Origin of the sequence: Mesorhizobium sp. M0816, from assembly GCF_040320005.1 — a bacterium.
Lineage (GTDB): Bacteria > Pseudomonadota > Alphaproteobacteria > Rhizobiales > Rhizobiaceae > Mesorhizobium.
This window is the reverse complement of the sequence record NZ_JAMYOT010000004.1, coordinates 104,311-119,305: the sequence shown is the minus strand read 5'-3', so window position 1 is coordinate 119,305 and position 14,995 is coordinate 104,311. Positions and strand designations below refer to the sequence as shown.

General features: G+C 62.3%; 18 protein-coding genes. 9 read left to right on the top strand and 9 right to left on the bottom strand.

Features of this window, described 5'->3' with window-relative positions; all coding sequences use genetic code 11:
* Positions 1-8: 8 nt before the first annotated feature.
* On the bottom strand, positions 9-491 hold the full coding sequence (locus NKI17_RS07340; protein WP_023674819.1) for a DUF2155 domain-containing protein: 483 nt from the start codon (positions 489-491) through the stop codon (positions 9-11).
* Between the two features lie 156 nt (positions 492-647).
* Complete coding sequence (locus NKI17_RS07335; protein ID WP_023674818.1) at positions 648-1,046, bottom strand: NADH:ubiquinone oxidoreductase subunit NDUFA12; 399 nt, start codon at positions 1,044-1,046, stop codon at positions 648-650.
* Positions 1,047-1,304: 258 nt separating this feature from the next.
* Here NKI17_RS07335 and NKI17_RS07330 point away from each other — a divergent pair, with 258 nt between their 5' ends.
* The 5 genes from NKI17_RS07330 (at position 1,305) to NKI17_RS07310 (ending at position 6,320) form a co-directional block, all read left to right on the top strand.
* The gene (locus tag NKI17_RS07330) at positions 1,305-2,465 is read left to right on the top strand and encodes a helix-turn-helix transcriptional regulator (protein ID WP_352570906.1); all 1,161 of its coding nucleotides are present in this window, start codon (positions 1,305-1,307) and stop codon (positions 2,463-2,465) included.
* A 209-nt stretch (positions 2,466-2,674) separates the two neighbouring features.
* A complete protein-coding gene (locus NKI17_RS07325; protein WP_352905566.1) occupies positions 2,675-4,075 on the top strand; it encodes an ArnT family glycosyltransferase in 1,401 nt (466 codons plus the stop codon).
* A gap of 94 nt (positions 4,076-4,169) precedes the next feature.
* Positions 4,170-4,469 (top strand): hypothetical protein, encoded by a 300-nt coding sequence (locus NKI17_RS07320; RefSeq protein WP_352646745.1) that lies wholly within the window; start codon positions 4,170-4,172, stop codon positions 4,467-4,469.
* 146 nt (positions 4,470-4,615) lie between these two features.
* Positions 4,616-5,827, top strand: a complete 1,212-nt coding sequence (locus NKI17_RS07315; RefSeq protein ID WP_352905565.1) for a hypothetical protein — start codon at positions 4,616-4,618, stop codon at positions 5,825-5,827.
* A 151-nt stretch (positions 5,828-5,978) separates the two neighbouring features.
* The gene (locus tag NKI17_RS07310; protein ID WP_352905564.1) at positions 5,979-6,320 is read left to right on the top strand and encodes a hypothetical protein; all 342 of its coding nucleotides are present in this window, start codon (positions 5,979-5,981) and stop codon (positions 6,318-6,320) included.
* 16 nt (positions 6,321-6,336) lie between these two features.
* Here the strand turns inward: NKI17_RS07310 and NKI17_RS07305 are convergent, their stop codons facing one another.
* The 4 genes from NKI17_RS07305 to NKI17_RS07290 form a co-directional block, all read right to left on the bottom strand.
* A complete protein-coding gene (locus tag NKI17_RS07305) occupies positions 6,337-6,825 on the bottom strand; it encodes a GNAT family N-acetyltransferase (protein ID WP_352905563.1) in 489 nt (162 codons plus the stop codon).
* 1 nt (position 6,826) lies between these two features.
* A complete protein-coding gene (gene gatB / locus NKI17_RS07300) occupies positions 6,827-8,326 on the bottom strand; it encodes an Asp-tRNA(Asn)/Glu-tRNA(Gln) amidotransferase subunit GatB (protein ID WP_023674811.1) in 1,500 nt (499 codons plus the stop codon).
* 189 nt (positions 8,327-8,515) lie between these two features.
* On the bottom strand, positions 8,516-8,947 hold the full coding sequence (locus tag NKI17_RS07295; RefSeq protein ID WP_023717464.1) for a CBS domain-containing protein: 432 nt from the start codon (positions 8,945-8,947) through the stop codon (positions 8,516-8,518).
* A 100-nt stretch (positions 8,948-9,047) separates the two neighbouring features.
* A complete protein-coding gene (locus tag NKI17_RS07290; RefSeq protein ID WP_352570900.1) occupies positions 9,048-9,815 on the bottom strand; it encodes a rhomboid family intramembrane serine protease in 768 nt (255 codons plus the stop codon).
* A 393-nt stretch (positions 9,816-10,208) separates the two neighbouring features.
* Here NKI17_RS07290 and NKI17_RS07285 point away from each other — a divergent pair, with 393 nt between their 5' ends.
* The 3 genes from NKI17_RS07285 (at position 10,209) to NKI17_RS07275 (ending at position 12,444) form a co-directional block, all read left to right on the top strand.
* Positions 10,209-10,847: a PAS domain-containing protein gene (locus tag NKI17_RS07285; protein WP_352492545.1), complete on the top strand. Its 639-nt coding sequence runs from the start codon at positions 10,209-10,211 to the stop codon at positions 10,845-10,847.
* Positions 10,848-10,964: 117 nt separating this feature from the next.
* On the top strand, positions 10,965-11,582 hold the full coding sequence (locus tag NKI17_RS07280; protein ID WP_352570899.1) for a PilZ domain-containing protein: 618 nt from the start codon (positions 10,965-10,967) through the stop codon (positions 11,580-11,582).
* Positions 11,583-11,844: 262 nt separating this feature from the next.
* A complete protein-coding gene (locus NKI17_RS07275) occupies positions 11,845-12,444 on the top strand; it encodes a transglutaminase-like cysteine peptidase (protein WP_198023528.1) in 600 nt (199 codons plus the stop codon).
* Between the two features lie 219 nt (positions 12,445-12,663).
* Here NKI17_RS07275 and NKI17_RS07270 read toward each other — a convergent pair whose 3' ends face one another.
* Complete coding sequence (locus NKI17_RS07270) at positions 12,664-13,191, bottom strand: gamma carbonic anhydrase family protein (RefSeq protein WP_352570898.1); 528 nt, start codon at positions 13,189-13,191, stop codon at positions 12,664-12,666.
* An 18-nt stretch (positions 13,192-13,209) separates the two neighbouring features.
* Positions 13,210-13,554 (bottom strand): DUF6949 family protein, encoded by a 345-nt coding sequence (locus NKI17_RS07265; RefSeq protein ID WP_352570897.1) that lies wholly within the window; start codon positions 13,552-13,554, stop codon positions 13,210-13,212.
* Positions 13,555-13,672: 118 nt separating this feature from the next.
* Here NKI17_RS07265 and NKI17_RS07260 point away from each other — a divergent pair, with 118 nt between their 5' ends.
* The gene (locus tag NKI17_RS07260; protein WP_352570896.1) at positions 13,673-14,404 is read left to right on the top strand and encodes a hypothetical protein; all 732 of its coding nucleotides are present in this window, start codon (positions 13,673-13,675) and stop codon (positions 14,402-14,404) included.
* Positions 14,405-14,669: 265 nt separating this feature from the next.
* Here NKI17_RS07260 and NKI17_RS07255 read toward each other — a convergent pair whose 3' ends face one another.
* Positions 14,670-14,873: a DUF3126 family protein gene (locus NKI17_RS07255; protein WP_023674799.1), complete on the bottom strand. Its 204-nt coding sequence runs from the start codon at positions 14,871-14,873 to the stop codon at positions 14,670-14,672.
* Positions 14,874-14,995: the final 122 nt, after the last annotated feature.

Here is a 14,995-nt window from a genome sequence, read left to right as displayed (position 1 = left end):
GACAGATTCTAGTTGGTTTTGGGGGCGGCGGGTGCCGGCACGTCGGACTTCTGCTTGCAGCCCTTCAGCCAGATATCATAGACGGCATGCTCGACGGCGTTGATCCCGGGGCTTTCGGCAAACATCCAGCCGGTGAAGATACGGCGTATCTTCCGATCGAGCGTGATCTCGTCGACCTCGACGAACGAATCCGTCTTCGGCTCTTCGTTTTCGGGCCGCGAATAGCAGATGCGCGGCGTCACCTGCAAAGCGCCGAACTGAACCGTCTCGTCGATGTAGACATCGAAGGTGATGATACGGCCGGTGATCTTGTCGATGCCGGCGAATTCAGCGACTGGATTGGTGATGCGCTCGGATACTGCGGGTGCTGCAGGCGCCACCGACGCGTCCGGCGCAGGCGGCGCCAATTCCTGCGCAGTAGCAAGCGCCACCATAGAAGCGAGAACGACCGCGGTTAATCCGCCCGTCAAAATTCGGCTGAACATGCTCATGCAAGGTCCGGTGGTTTGCGCCCGGGTGATTCTCTCAACGCCAAGGCTAGTTGCTGCTGTCGGATCAGCAAACAGCTAAACAGCAATTGTGGCGACAAAGGACCGCCCTCGTGGGGACCGCCCCCGTGGGGACCGCGCGCGTGTCGCGGCGATCGATCACGAACCAGGCGTCCAGGCGTCGTAGTCGCCCGTCACTTGCGGACGATGCTGGTTGGTCAGCACCGAGCCTTTCGGGCGATAGGCCGCGGGGCTGCCGGTGAGGTTCGGCACATGCGGCTTTTGCCAGTCGCGTGGCTTGTAGTCTTCGCTTGGCGGCGCAACGTCGACACGATGATGGATCCAGCCATGCCAGCCGGGCGGAATCGCCGAGGCTTCCGAATAGTCGCGGTAGATGACCCAGCGACGGGTGCGGCCTTCCGAATCGACGCCGCCCTCGTAGTAGACGTTGCCGACCTCGTCCTGCCCGACCTTCTTGCCATGCCGCCATGTGTGGAAGCGCGTTCCCAATGTCTGGCTGTTCCACCAGGTGAAAAACTGCAGAAGGAAAGTTTTCATTCAAATCCTCGTGGCAAGTCCTTGTAGCAAGTCCTCGCGGCGGCTGCGGCGGCGCCTTTTCCTGCTTATGGCGTCACGGCATTGCGAAGGCAAGGGTCTTGCCGCAACCGGCGAGCAAATGGCTGGCGGCGAAGCGATACGTTCATGCGATCCTCGCGACCGAGCGAAGCAGATGAAATGGGTTGTTGGCAACCTTACGCAGCGTTATTCTAGGAGTTGAAGCTTCGTTGCCTCAAGGACGGCAAATGAGAGGGGCTCATGTCATCGCTGGCGGGCACGGCCGGTCGCGCGTTGCCGCAGGTCGTTGAGGCGATCTACGATTCGATTGCCGACGTCGACCGCTGGCAGGCGACACTCGAGGCCATCTGCAACCTGGCGGAAGGCCAGCTTGCCATGCTCGCCGTCATCGACACGATCAGCAGCTCCGCGCGGTTTTCGGTGTCTTGCGGCGATCCCGCAGTTCTTGAGCCGTTGAAGCATGACTACGGCTCGCAAGTGCCGTTCTATGCGGCGGTTCCCAAGATGGAGATCGACGTGCCGTTCACCGTCGATTCGATCTACGCCCTGCAAGGCCCGGATACGCGACAGAGATGGCTCGAAAGCCGCATCGTGCGCGAATGGGTGCAACCCAACCGCCTGGACGATTTCTTCTGGGTGGCGTTGATGAAGCGGCCGACCCGGATCGGCACGTTGATGGTGGTTACCGACAAGGACAGGCGCCAGATTTCCCGCGAGGATATCGAGCTTGTCTGCCTGTTGGCACCGCATGTGCGGCGCGCGGTGACCATCGGCGACCTGTTCGAGGCCGAGCGGCGCAAGGCCGAAATCTTCCGCTCCATCATCGAAAGCCTCGACCATCCGGTGCTGATCGTCGCAGAAGACATGACCATCATCTTCGCCAACCCGTCAGCCGAAGCGCTGCTCGCCGAAAACATCTCGGTCGCTTGCGTGCGCGGACAGCTTTCGTTCACCTATGCCAACGCCAACGCCGCGATCGGCCGTGCCGTCCAGCTCGGCACGCGCGACGAATTCGCGCTCGGACCTTGCGGCATCAACATTCCCCTGGCCAGGACGGTCGTTCCGGCGGTGGCCCATGTCATGCCGCTGGCGCGGCGTGAAATCTCGGCGCGCATCTCGCAACGCGCCGCCGCAGCGATCTTCATCGCCGCGGCCGGTTCGACACCGACCCCGGCGCTGGACGCCATTGCGGCGCTGTTCGGATTGACCGCGGCAGAAAGGCGCGTCGCCGGTCACGTTGCCGCCGGCCTGACGCGAAAGGAAATCGCCGCGGCCGGCGGCGTCTCGGACGGCACCGTCAAGTCGCAGCTGGCGACGATCTTCGACAAGACCGGTACAGGCGATCAGCGCGAGCTCGAACTGTTGATGCGCGAATTGTCACCGCCGTTGCGCTCCAGTTGATTTTGCTCAGGTTCCCCGGAACCGGCAGCGGTCCAAAAGACTCGGCCGGCAAGTTTTTCAAGCCCTTGAGACCATCGTCCGCAAAATCTGCGAAACGAAACCGGCATCGTTGCAATTCGGCCAAAATCATGGTGCGGTCGTTCGCGGTCCAGAAACGCGGCACTATGCTCGGCTGGAATGAAAATGGTTTCTGGCGCGGATCTCGATCTTTGACACCGACATCTACCGAGCGGCTGCTCCCCTACCTCTTTCTGCTTGGGCTGATCGTAATCGCGGTCGCTTTCCGGCCACTGCTGCCCGTCGACGAAACGCGATATCTCAGCGTCACCTGGGAAATGTATCTGAGCGGACAGATCTTCGTCCCGACGATGAATTTCGCGCCCTATCTGCAGAAGCCGCCACTGCTGTTTTGGCTTATCGACCTTGTCTGGAATATTTTCGGCGCCAGCCGGCCGGCGGCGATGCTGGTCATCTTCGCCGCCTCCTCGCTCGTCATCTGGCTGACGACGGCGTTGGCAAAGACCCTGTTTCCGGGCCGCGACGACATCGCGCGGCGCATCCCCTGGCTGGTTGCCGGAAGCAGCGTGTTCGTCATCTATTCGACGCTGATCCTGTTCGACCTGTTGCTGACGGTCTTCGTGCTCGCCGCGCTGTTGTCGTTGATTGCCTTTGCCCGCAGCGGCAACCGCTGGCAGGCCGTTCTGGCCGGGCTGTTCATCGGCATGGGCGTGCTGACGAAAGGCCCGGTGGTGCTGATCCATATCGGCGCGCCCATCCTGTTCTACCCGTTCTGGCGCGACCGGCGGGCGGGACTGACGACACCGAACTTCCTCGCTGGAGTGGGCCTGGCAGTGCTCGCCGCGCTGATTCCGGTGGCGATCTGGCTGGTGCCGGCGACCATCCTGACAAAAGGCAATTTCGTCTACGATCTCGTCTGGAACCAGTCGGCGGGACGTGTCACCGGCAATTTGCGCAATTCGCATGGCCGGCCGTTCTATTTCTATCTGCTGCTGCTGCCCGTCATGTTCATACCGTGGATCTTCATACCCGAGGTGTGGCGGTTGAAGCTGCGCACGCGGATACGCAGCCTGATCGACGCGAAGTCGCCGGATCTGCGCGCCTTGCGCCTGCTGTCATTCTCGTTCGTTGCCGTGTTTCTCGTGTTCAGCGCGATATCCGGCAAGCAGCCTCATTATGTCGTGCCGATGTTGCCGTTCGTGGTCATCCTGTTCGGCTATTTCATGGCGGAGATCCCGCTCGCCAGGCTGAAGAGCTCGGCCATCGTCATGCTTGTCATTTTCGGCATCGGCCACGCGGTGGCATCGGCAACCGCGTTCAAACGCTATGATCTGACGCCGCTCGCCAACTTCATCGACGAGCGAAAGGATGCGGACTGGGCCGTAGCTTTCGACTATCAAGGCGAAGTCGGCTTCCTGGCCCGGTTGCAAAAGCCATTCGAAACCACCGACAAACCGGAAGAATGGCTTGGCTCGCATCCCAGCGGCTATGTCATCGACAAGGTTTCCAAGGATCCCGGCACTGCAGGGCAAATCGCGTTCCGGCTTCGCGTCGAACGCGGCTATCTCGTCGTGCTGAAGGGACAGCATTGACGATCGTCACCGGTATGCGAGTTCGTCCCCCGCGCGGGAGATGAAGGCGTTGCTGCTTCGTGGTTCCATCGCTCGATAGAACCGGGAGGTATTCATGCGCAAGCTCATCTCGACGACGCTTTTTGCCTTATCGCTCGCTGTGGCCGGCCTTGCCGCCGATCCGGCATGGAGCTTCAAATGTCAGTCCGGAACGATTGGGCAAGGCAGTTGCTCCTGCTCCGGGACCGCCGACTGCACCGATATGCGGCATTCCAAAATGTGCAAGGGCGACCTGAACTGCGGTTCGGGCAAATGCTCCTGCACGGCCGCATTGGTAGTCGACCCCGGCCCGAAAACCCCCAAGCCCAAGGTCGTCGCGCCGAAGGCGACAACCAAAGGCGTCGTGAAGCAGTAGATATCCAATCCGAAAGGACGGCGGCTCGACGTCGCTGGGCCGGCCCGATGTTTCGCGGTTCATCCCCCGTGCGGGCGATGAACCGCCATCGAACACATGCTGCTGTCTAGCCGGAGGGTGGTTTCCAACGACAGAGCGAGGATACCATGTTGAAAACCTGCACGATGCTGTTCTTCTGCCTCATGGCGGCCACCGCGGCCGCCCAGCCGCCGCCTTCGGGGCCGCCGGTTCCCAGTGCGGCACTTGCCTCATGCAACGCCACACAATCGAACAGGCCCTGCAAAGCCGAACTCGGCGTGTTCCTGATCACCAACACCGTCCGCAACCTGGCGCAAGCCAAGGTCGACGCCACCAACGCACAGCTGGCCGCCCAGGGACGATCGTCACGCGCATCGATCGAATCGCTGAAGCAATGGCGGCCGTCGCGCTTTGCGACGCAGATGCTGAACCAGCCGAACAGCTGGTTTGTCAAAGTTCCTTACATCCTGACCATCAAAGTCTCGATCCCGGTGACCTCCGACCGCCACATCGGCATTCCCATAGACGTCAACGTCTTCTGCAGCGGCTGGCAGACCGATTCCAGCCAGGTCATCATCCGCTCGCAACCCGGCCCGGCGAGCTTCGAGGGCGGCAACATCCTCGAAGACGTTTTCAACGTCGGCAATTACATCGACGCTCAGGTACGCAGCTCGTTTTCGGCACCTCTGCCGGTGACGACGCCGGTTCCAAATTCGAAATGCTCGGCAATAGACGGCTCCGATGCCGGCACGCAGGCCACCGGTGATGATCTCATCTTCTGGACGGTGCCGCGGCGCAACCTGGTGGTGACGGACGCCATAGCCAAGCCGACGGTTGAAGTGACCTTCGACAGCCTCACACGCCTGCCAGCCCGCGACTTCCACAACAATGTCGTCTATGCGGAATCCGAGGCCATAAACCTCAACGTCTATGCCAATGAGGATGGCCGTCAGAAGGCGCTGACGATGCGCGAAGGCGACGTGGCTGCGCTGAACCTTCCCGCAGTACGGCTGGACGCGCGAAAATACGATTCACTGGTCGTCATCGGCAATGTCGACCAGCCGCCGAACGACCCCAGAGACAGCGCCTTCGCGGTAGCGGCTAAGACTGCGGGATTCGGTGCCGGTTCGAAGATCATGCAGATCCCGAAGTGGTATTCGAGGCCGCCGGACCAGTTCAATCCCAAGCCTACATGGATCAGAGTTCCCGGCTATGAGCTGCACTATACGGTACGCTATCTCAACAGCGGCGGGCTGGCCGTCGATGGTGGAACCACTACGGTCCGGCCTCCAAAAGTCGCCGTTCCGATAAAGACGCTCATCAAGCCGAAAACGCCCTGACGCGGCCGCTCGCGGATGACGGCGGCGGTTCAGACCGCTGCCGCCTTCCCCCGCGCGGCAGATGCGGCAGCGCCGGCATCATGGCCCGATCTTGCCGGAACAAACGCGCCGCTGCGCCACGAGCGAGCGGCGCCATCGATGGAGACAAACGATGCTGCACCTTCCTCACGCCATGCCCGCCGTCAGGATCATTGCGGCAATCTCGCTGCTTGCTTTACCGAACTTCATGCCGCCGGTCACAAGCCCGGCGAACGCGCTGCCGGTCAGCCAATCCTGCCGGATCACCACCTATTACAAGACGGCGGCGAAGGCGACGGAGGTTGGCGTGCGCTCGACGTGCCAGGGCGTCAAAAAATGGGGCGTCACCTCGAAATATTACGAGGTGGAAAAAATCGAAGCCGCCACGCCCCCGCACACGTCGGGCGGCGGCGGCAGCCTGCCGTGCGAGTTTCTCGCTGCCGGCTGCTCCAACCTGCCTGAGAAACGCAACTGAGCGCCAGGCGAACGAGCTAGCCGATCGCCTTCTCCAAAACCAGCGCCGGCAGGCCCGAGGCGCCGCCGCAATCGGCCGTGTTGCCGGCGGGCAAGAACCCTCTCGCGCGGTAAAAGGCGACGGCCGGAGCATTTGCTTCCTCGACCTCGACGCGCAGCGTCCGGGCCTCCGGAAAGCTGGCCTCGATCTCGTCCAGCAGCGCCTGGCCGATGCCTTGCCTCTGCCAGGCCGGATGGACGTAAAGCTGGTTCAGCATGACGATCGCGGGATCCGTGGTGGCGGCGGCGAAGGCCATGCCGCCGATGCTTTTGCCGTCGTCGGCGAGCAGGAACTCCGAGTTCGGCCGCGTCAGCCGTGCCTTGAGCGCGGCGATCGAATGCCATTCATCGGTGATTTCGGTAACCCGCGCCGCGCCGTAGATGGCGTCATAGGTGGCATGCCACGTCTCGATCAGCAATGCGCGCACCGCCGCCAGATCGCGCTCGCCGGCGGTGCGGACGAACATCCTACTCGATCCCGAGCCTGGCCTTGACCAGCTCGTTGACCGCCTGCGGATTGGCCTTGCCGCCGGTCGCCTTCATCACCTGGCCGACGAACCAGCCGGCCATGGTCGGCTTGGCGCGCGCCTGTTCGACCTTGTCCGGGTTGGCCGCGATCACCTCGTCCACCGCCTTTTCGATGGCGCCGGTATCGGTGACCTGCTTCATGCCGCGGCTTTCGACCAGCTGACGCGGATCGCCGCCCTCGTTCCAGACGATCTCGAACAGATCCTTGGCGATCTTGCCGGAGATGGTGCCTTCCTTGATCAGGTCGATGACAGCACCAAGCTGGTCGGGTGAAACAGGAGCGTTTTCAATGTCCTTGCCGGCCTTGTTCAAGGCACCCAGGAGGTCGTTGATGACCCAGTTGGCGGCGAGCTTGCCGTCGCGCCCGGCCGCCACTTTCTCGAAATAATCGGCGACCGCCTTTTCCGATACCAGGATCGAGGCATCGTAGGTCGACAGGCCAAGCGAAGCGATCAGCCGCGCCTTTTTGGCATCGGGAAGTTCCGGCAGGTCCTTTGCCAGTTCGTCGACATAGGCCTGGTCGAATTCCAGCGGCAGAAGATCGGGATCGGGGAAATAGCGGTAGTCATGCGCTTCTTCCTTGGAGCGCATCGAGCGCGTCTCACCCTTATTGGGGTCGAACAGCCGCGTTTCCTGCTCGATCCTGCCGCCGTCCTCGAGGATGGCAATCTGGCGGCGCGCTTCATAGTCGATGGCCTGGCCGATGAAACGGATCGAGTTGACGTTCTTGATCTCGCAGCGCGTGCCGAATTCGCCGCCGGGCCGCCGCACCGAGACGTTGACGTCGGCGCGCAGCGAGCCTTCGTCCATATTGCCGTCGCACGTGCCGAGATAACGCACGATGGTGCGCAGCTTGGTGACATAGGCCTTGGCTTCATCGGCGGAGCGCATATCCGGCTTGGAGACGATCTCCATCAGCGCCACGCCGGAGCGGTTGAGATCGACATAAGACATCGTCGCATGCTGGTCGTGCATCGACTTGCCGGCATCCTGCTCCAGGTGCAGGCGCTCGATGCCGACCTCGATGTCCTCGAATTCGCCCTGCCGGTCCGGGCCGACCGAGACGATCACCTTGCCCTCGCCGACGATCGGCTGCTTGAACTGCGAGATCTGGTAGCCCTGCGGCAGGTCGGGATAGAAATAGTTTTTCCTGTCGAAGACCGATTTGTGGTTGATCTCGGCCTTCAGGCCCAGCCCGGTGCGGATCGCCTGCTTGACGCATTCCTCGTTGATGACCGGCAGCATGCCGGGCATCGCCGCGTCGACCAGGCTGACATTGGCGTTGGGCGCGGCGCCGAAAATGGTCGAGGCGCCGGAAAACAGCTTTGCCTGCGAGGTCACCTGCGCGTGGACCTCGAGGCCGATGATGATCTCCCAGTCGCCGGTGGCGCCGGGAACCAGGCGCTTGGCGTCGGGCGTGCGGGTATCGATGATGCTCATAAGGGCCTGCATATTGAAATTGCGGATATGCGAGAACGCATATTTTGATGTGCAACTTCGCTAGTGCAAACCGCCAAAAGAGACAAGCGCAAAGCCGCACGCGCCGACGCGGCACAGGCCCGCACCTGCCGCGACGAACTGCGATAGCAGCTTGAAAAATCGAACTGCCGGCAACCCGGCCGCCGTCACCTATGCCGTGGCGATATAGGCCCTGATCTCCTCGGCCTCGCGCTCGACATCCTCGATGCGGCGCTTGACCACGTCGCCGATCGACACGATGCCGTCGAGCAGCCCGTTCTTCTCCACCGGCAGATGGCGGAAGCGGCCCTTGGTCATGATCTCCATGACCTCGTTGACGGTGTGGTTCTCATTGCAGATCTTCACCTTGGGCGTCATCGCCGAGCGGATGGCAAGGTCGAGCGCCGCCGCCCCCTCCTTGGCGAGAACCCGCACCACATCGCGCTCGGAAAGAATGCCGACGATCTTGTGATCGCCGTTGGTGATGACCAGCGCGCCGATCCTGTGTTCGGAAAGCATGCGGATGGCTTCGCTGAGCTTTTCGTTCGGCCCGAGCGTCACCACGTCGTGGCCTTTTGCCTCGAGAATTGCCTTAACAGTCATGGCGTCCTCCTCTGCATTTCCTGCCGGCTCCTGCCCTGGCCGGCTTTCCCTGGGATGAACATCGTGCGCCGCGATCGGTTGCTTTTCAAGTGCGGCGGTCTCAGGTCTCCGGCTCGTCCGCCTGCCGGGGCACCTGCTCTCGCCGATCAAAAAACCGCAGGCCGAAGAAGCCGGCAAGAAAACCGCCAATATGGGCTTCCCAGGCGATCTGGCCGTCAATGCCAGGCGCCAGGCCGAAGAGGCCGGTCGCGAGGTTGATCACCATCCACATGGCGAGAAAGGTGACGACGCCGCGCGAGCGCAGCACCGCCGCCATCGGCAAAGGCCGGCCGGCGAAGGCGGCCTTGCCCGACGAGCGGTCGATGCGGAAGCCGTAGCGTGCCGCGGCGCCCATCATGCCGGAAATCGCGCCGGAGGCGCCGACCAGCGGGGCCTCGCCAAGCGGGTGCATGGCCCAGAACAGCGCCACCGCCGCCAGTCCGGTCGCGGCGAAGAACAGGCTGAAGCGCAGCGCGCCGAAGCGGTTGGCCAACGGTGAGCCGAAGGCCGCGAGCCACACCATGTTGATGGCAAGATGGGCAAAGCCGCCATGCAGGAAGGCATAGGTAAAAGGGCTCGAAAACGCGAAGAAATCCAGATCGAAGCGGCCGGAATAGCGGATCGGGACAAAGGCAGCCCGGACAAGCAGTTCGAAGTCCTGGTCGTCGGTCAGCCAATAGACCCGGATCAGATGGACCGCGACGCAGATGCCGATCACCGCCAGCACCACGGGCGGCAGGTTGAACACCGGTTCGCGGCGCTCCGGTTCGCGGGCGACAGGCCCGCTCTCGCCCTGCTCGATCTCCGGTGGGCTTTCTGGGTCGCTCATATGGCTTGCACTCAGTCGCTGGATTGGACTTGGCGAGCATGTAGATCACGGCCAACCGAATCACAAACGGCGAATCAGCAGCCCCGAATCAAAAAAAGAAGCCGTCCAAGGTTTCCCTTGAACGGCTGGTCGAGCCCCCTTGCTCCCCCTGAACTCTTGACTGAAGTGCTGCCGATCGTCGCAAAACGACCGCTTCTGGAGTGGTTTTGGTGTGCCACAGGGCTGGCAGGCGCGCAACGTAAACCAGTTGTTAACCTTAACCGCCCCGACCCGTGAACAAGTATTAACGATGCTGGCACGCATCCTGCTCCGCAACGCATGTAGGTCTTCGGAGGGCGCCCTTCTGTTCACCGATGGGACATCAGAAGACAGAATGCGCGGAGCAGCATTAGCATGAACCAGACCGGATCGATCACGCTGTTCCATTATTGGAACCGGTTGCGTGACGGACGCCCTGCCCCGAAACGCTCGGAAGTCGAACCGGCCGATATCAAGTCGCTGCTGGCCGACACGTTCATCCTGGAAAAGGACACGCGCGGCGAAGCGGTGTTCCGGCTGGCCGGCACCAGGCTCTGCGCGGTCTATGGCCGCGAACTCAAGGGGTTTTCATTCCCTTCACTGTGGCGCGAGAAGGACCAGCGACTGATTTCGAAGCTGACCGATGGCGTCTTCGACCTGAAATCGGTGATGCTCATCACCTATGAGGGTTTCAGCCGCAACGGCCGGTCCAACAGGTTCGAGCTGCTCGCGCTGCCGCTCGACGGCGGTGTCGAGAGCCCGCGCTGCCTCGGCGTGATAAGCGCCGTCGAAAAACCCTTCTGGCTGGGTGCCGACCCGGTTCTCGACGCCTTGATCGATTCGATCCGTGTCGTCGATCCCGACAAGGAGCCGATGTTCCTGAAGAACCGGCCGGCGATAGAGGTTCCCTCGCTCGCCCCATCGGAATTCGACCCGCCCGAGACGATTTCGGCGCTCGGCCAGGCTCGCCGCATCCGTCACCTGGTCGTCTTCGACGGCGGACGCGAGGAATGATGCCCAAAGCTTAAAGCAACAGCGCCGGGCTTTCCCCTTTGTTAACCTGCTTTGTTGTAGTTTTCCGCTGAAATTCCCCGCATCCATGCGCGGAATGCCGAACGGGGTATGGCAGTGATGAGGTCAGCGGCGGTCGACCATGCGCCGTCCCAAGCTGAAAGGCGTAACTTTCAGCGCGTCCGCGTGAAAATTTACGGACGCTTCATGCTGGAAGACCGCACCGAACATCCCTGCCAGGTGGTCGACATGTCGCCCGGCAACGTTGCGCTGCGCACCGAGCGCGCCGGCCTGGCTGGCGAAAAGGTCATTGCCTACATCGATCACATCGGCCGCATCGAAGGCGTCATCACCCGCACACTGCAGGATGGCTTTGCGATGACCGTCATCGCGTCGGAGCGCAAGAGGGACAAGCTCGCCGCGCAACTGACCTGGCTTGCCAACAAGCACGAGCTCGACCTGCCGGAAGACCGCCGCCATGAACGCGTCGCACCGCGCAACCCGACGAGCGTGCTGCAGCTTGCCGACGGACGCCAGTACCAGTGCCGCATCATCGACCTGTCGCTGTCGGGCGCGGCGATCGAGATCGACGTCAAGCCGGCCATCGGCGTCCAGGTGACGCTGGGCACCATGCGCGGCCAGATAGTGCGGCATTTCGAAGATGGCCTCGCCATCGAGTTCGCCGTCATCCAGCGGCCGGAAACGCTCGATACCGAATTCAGCTCATCGCGCGGCTGACGCGGAAGCGTTAGCACTATCGGGAAGAGAGGCTGGCGATCCTTCGCGCCCCCCTCTGTCCCGCCATCCTGGCTGTTCGAACGGTGCGACGAAGCATGGGAACATGCCCGGCTGGAATCCTTAAACAATTCTATATTCAATTGCGTCAAATTTTATGTTTATTCTATTGGCGTTTTACTTAATGTCTACTTCGCACTTTTGCGTCAAATAAATCCAGTCGTGTCATTGTCTCCTCAAACGGGGAGACTGAATAATGAACAGGATGAGGGGCAAGCTGTTGCTGGCGGCAATAGCGATGCAGCTTTTCGGTTGGGGGACTGTAAACGCGGCGGAGCCGGCCTTCATGCACACCGGCGGCCGCACCACGCAGCCGGTCGGACACTACGAATTGTGCCAGCAGCTTCCGCAGGAATGCAATCAGAGGACGCCTGGCCGGGCACCCGTCGAGCTGACCCGCAAGCTGTGGGCAACGATCGTCAAGGTCAACAATTCGGTCAACAGCAGGGTCGCGCCGCGCACCGACATGGAAATGTGGGGCAAGGAGGAAGTCTGGTCCTTTCCCAATAGCGGCTTCGGCGACTGCGAGGACTATGCGCTGGAAAAGCGCCGCGAGCTGATGAGCATCGGCGTGCCGGCCGGCGATCTGCTGATGACGGTGGTGCGCCAGCGCAATGGCGACGGCCATGCGGTGCTGACCGTGCGCACCAGCCTTGGCGAGTTCATCCTCGACAATCTCCAGCCCAAGGTGCTGTCCTGGACCAATACCGGCTACACCTACCTGAAGCGCCAGTCCGAGCGGAATTCCGGCGCCTGGGTGACGATCAACGACGGCCGCTCCGACGCGGTCGCCAGCGTCCGCTGAGGACGCCAAGGCATGTCGCCCAAAAGCGCGTAGCGGTTTTGGGATAACGACCTGCATAAAGCAGAGGTTAAGTGCGTCGCATGACTTCGCGCTTTAGGAGAAACCCGGTCGAGTCCCCACCCTCCCCGTCCCCAACGACCGGGTTTAAGGAGCCGGCCCCGTCCCCGGGCCGGCTCCACCATTTCCGGGCTTGCGATAGGCGGCCTTCACTGACTGGCGCTACACTTTCCTCAGCCCCGCCCTGAACCTCTTCCCGTTGGCCACATAATGCGCGGCCGAGGCGCGCAGCCTGGCGACTGCGGCCTCGTCGAGCATCCTGACGACGCGCGCGGGCGAGCCGACGATCAGCGAATTGTCGGGAAATTGCTTGCCTTCGGTGACCAGCGCACCGGCGCCGACCAGCGAGTTGTTGCCGATCTTCGCGCCGTTCAGCACGATGGCGCCCATGCCGATCAGGCTGTTGTCGCCGATCGTGCAGCCATGCAGCAAGGCGCGATGGCCGATCGTGCAGCGTTGGCCGACGGTCAGCGGAAAGCCGGCGTCGGTGTGCATGATTGTGTGCTCCTGCACATTTGTGTCGGCGCCGATGACGATCGGCTCATCGTCGCCGCGGACGACGACGCCGAACCAGAAGCCGGCATTGCGGCCAATGCTGATATTGCCGATCAGGGTGGCATCGGGCGCGATCCAGTTGCTGTCGGCGTCCTCGAAGGCGGGCGCTTTTCCGTCAATCGCGTAGATCGGCATTGCTGTCTCCAGATCGTCTCACACCGACAAGCTGCCAGACCCTAGAAGCGAAGCCGCCCAGGACGCAATGGCGATCACCACCATGCCCAGCGCCAGCGCCCAGATGGTCGCCGTACAGCCGCAGGAGATCAGCCCCAGCACCGAGATGCGACGCTCGCGCCAGGCGTCCAGCGCCTCGTTGGCGAACATCAGCGGCCCGGCGCAAGCCGTCGTGGCGAGCGAGCGCAGCATGTGCTTCGACGATACATAGGGCTGGACGAAGGCAAGCCTACGGCCGGCGATCAGCTCCATCACCGATCCGGTCAGGCCGCAAGCCGTCAGCCCAGCCATAAAACTGAATATGATTTGTTCGACCGGGCCCATCTTTACCCTCCGTTTACCATGAAATCGCACAGTCGCCCGCAAAGCTGCGAAGCAAGAGCCGTGCGCGCCGAGATGTGCCGTTCAGGTACACCCGATGGGACGGCAAATGAGGATCGCGATGAAGCAGGCAGCCGCCACAGAGGGCCCGCAACTCAGCGTCGTCGATTCGACGCTGATGAAGCGAGTGTTTTATGCGTTCGCGACGCTGGCGCTGCTTTCGGTGGCGATCAGCCTTGGCGGCAAATGGTTCGGCCGCTCGATTGCCATGGCCGGGTACACCGACGACACCACGGTCCACAAGGTCGTCATCGGCAACAACGTCATCGCCGTGCCGGCCAATGTCATCCGCTTTGCCCAGGCCCGGCGCGACGGCATCGCCTCGCGACTCGACCTCTATCTGCGCTATCCCGAGATGGACGGCTACAGCGAGGCTGCCCGCAACGACTTCAACCACACCGGACCCAGCAAGGACATCGTCTTCCTGTCGTTCGAGCCGCAGATGATGTCGCGCGACATGAGCGGCCGCTTCGCGCCGATCTACAGCGCGCTGATCGCCAAGCCGGGTACGCCCGGCCCTGGCGGCACCACGCTTTACGCCTTCAGCGAAAAATCAGGCTATCTGAACGAAGTGCTGGCGGTCGCCGATCGCCCCGGCAAGGATCCGTTCGTCGCACGCTGCCTGAGCGGCCCGAGCTCGGACGAATCGCTGGCGCCCTGCGAACGCGACATCCTGGTCGGCGACAATCTCAGCCTTACCTACCGCTTCCCCCGGGAATTCCTGGGCGACTGGCAGGGGCTCGACGCGGCGATTTCGGGCGAGGCGGCACGTGTGCTGAAGACCGGGCGGTAAGCAACGAAACGAGCCGTTCCGTAGCGATCCTTCGCGCCCCTCTCTGTCCTACCGGACATCTCCCCCACGAGGGGGGAGATCGGCCGTCATCTTGGCTTTCGCCAGTCTCCAATGTTGCAGGAAGAGTGCAGCGCCGAGGCTGCCAATCTCCCCCCAGGTGGGGGAGATGGGCGGCAGGCCAGAGGAGGGCGCTGTTCCGCCGGCGTCCTGCAAGGTTCCGTACCGCCGCAGCGCTTGAGGCGTAGCGGCCAGCTAAACTCCCAACTCAGGCCAGATCGATGTCGAGGATCGCCATCGAGAAATTATAATCGCCGTCGTCCTCGTCCTTGAAGACGATGCCGAGGAACTCGTCGCCGACATAGACCTCGGCCGAATCTTCCTTGCGCGGCCGCGCCTTCACTTCGAGTTTAGGGTTCTGGAAGGTGCGCTTGAAATAGGCGTCCAGCTTTCTGATTTCGTCCGGCTTCAACAGTCTTCTCCGATCGTCGGCTTCTTCGTTTGAGCGCGCTTCTGGCACGTCGACAATGGCCATGTAAAGGCAAGCCGGCGAGAGAACACGGGCAATCGCCTCAGGTTTGCGCTGCCCCTCAT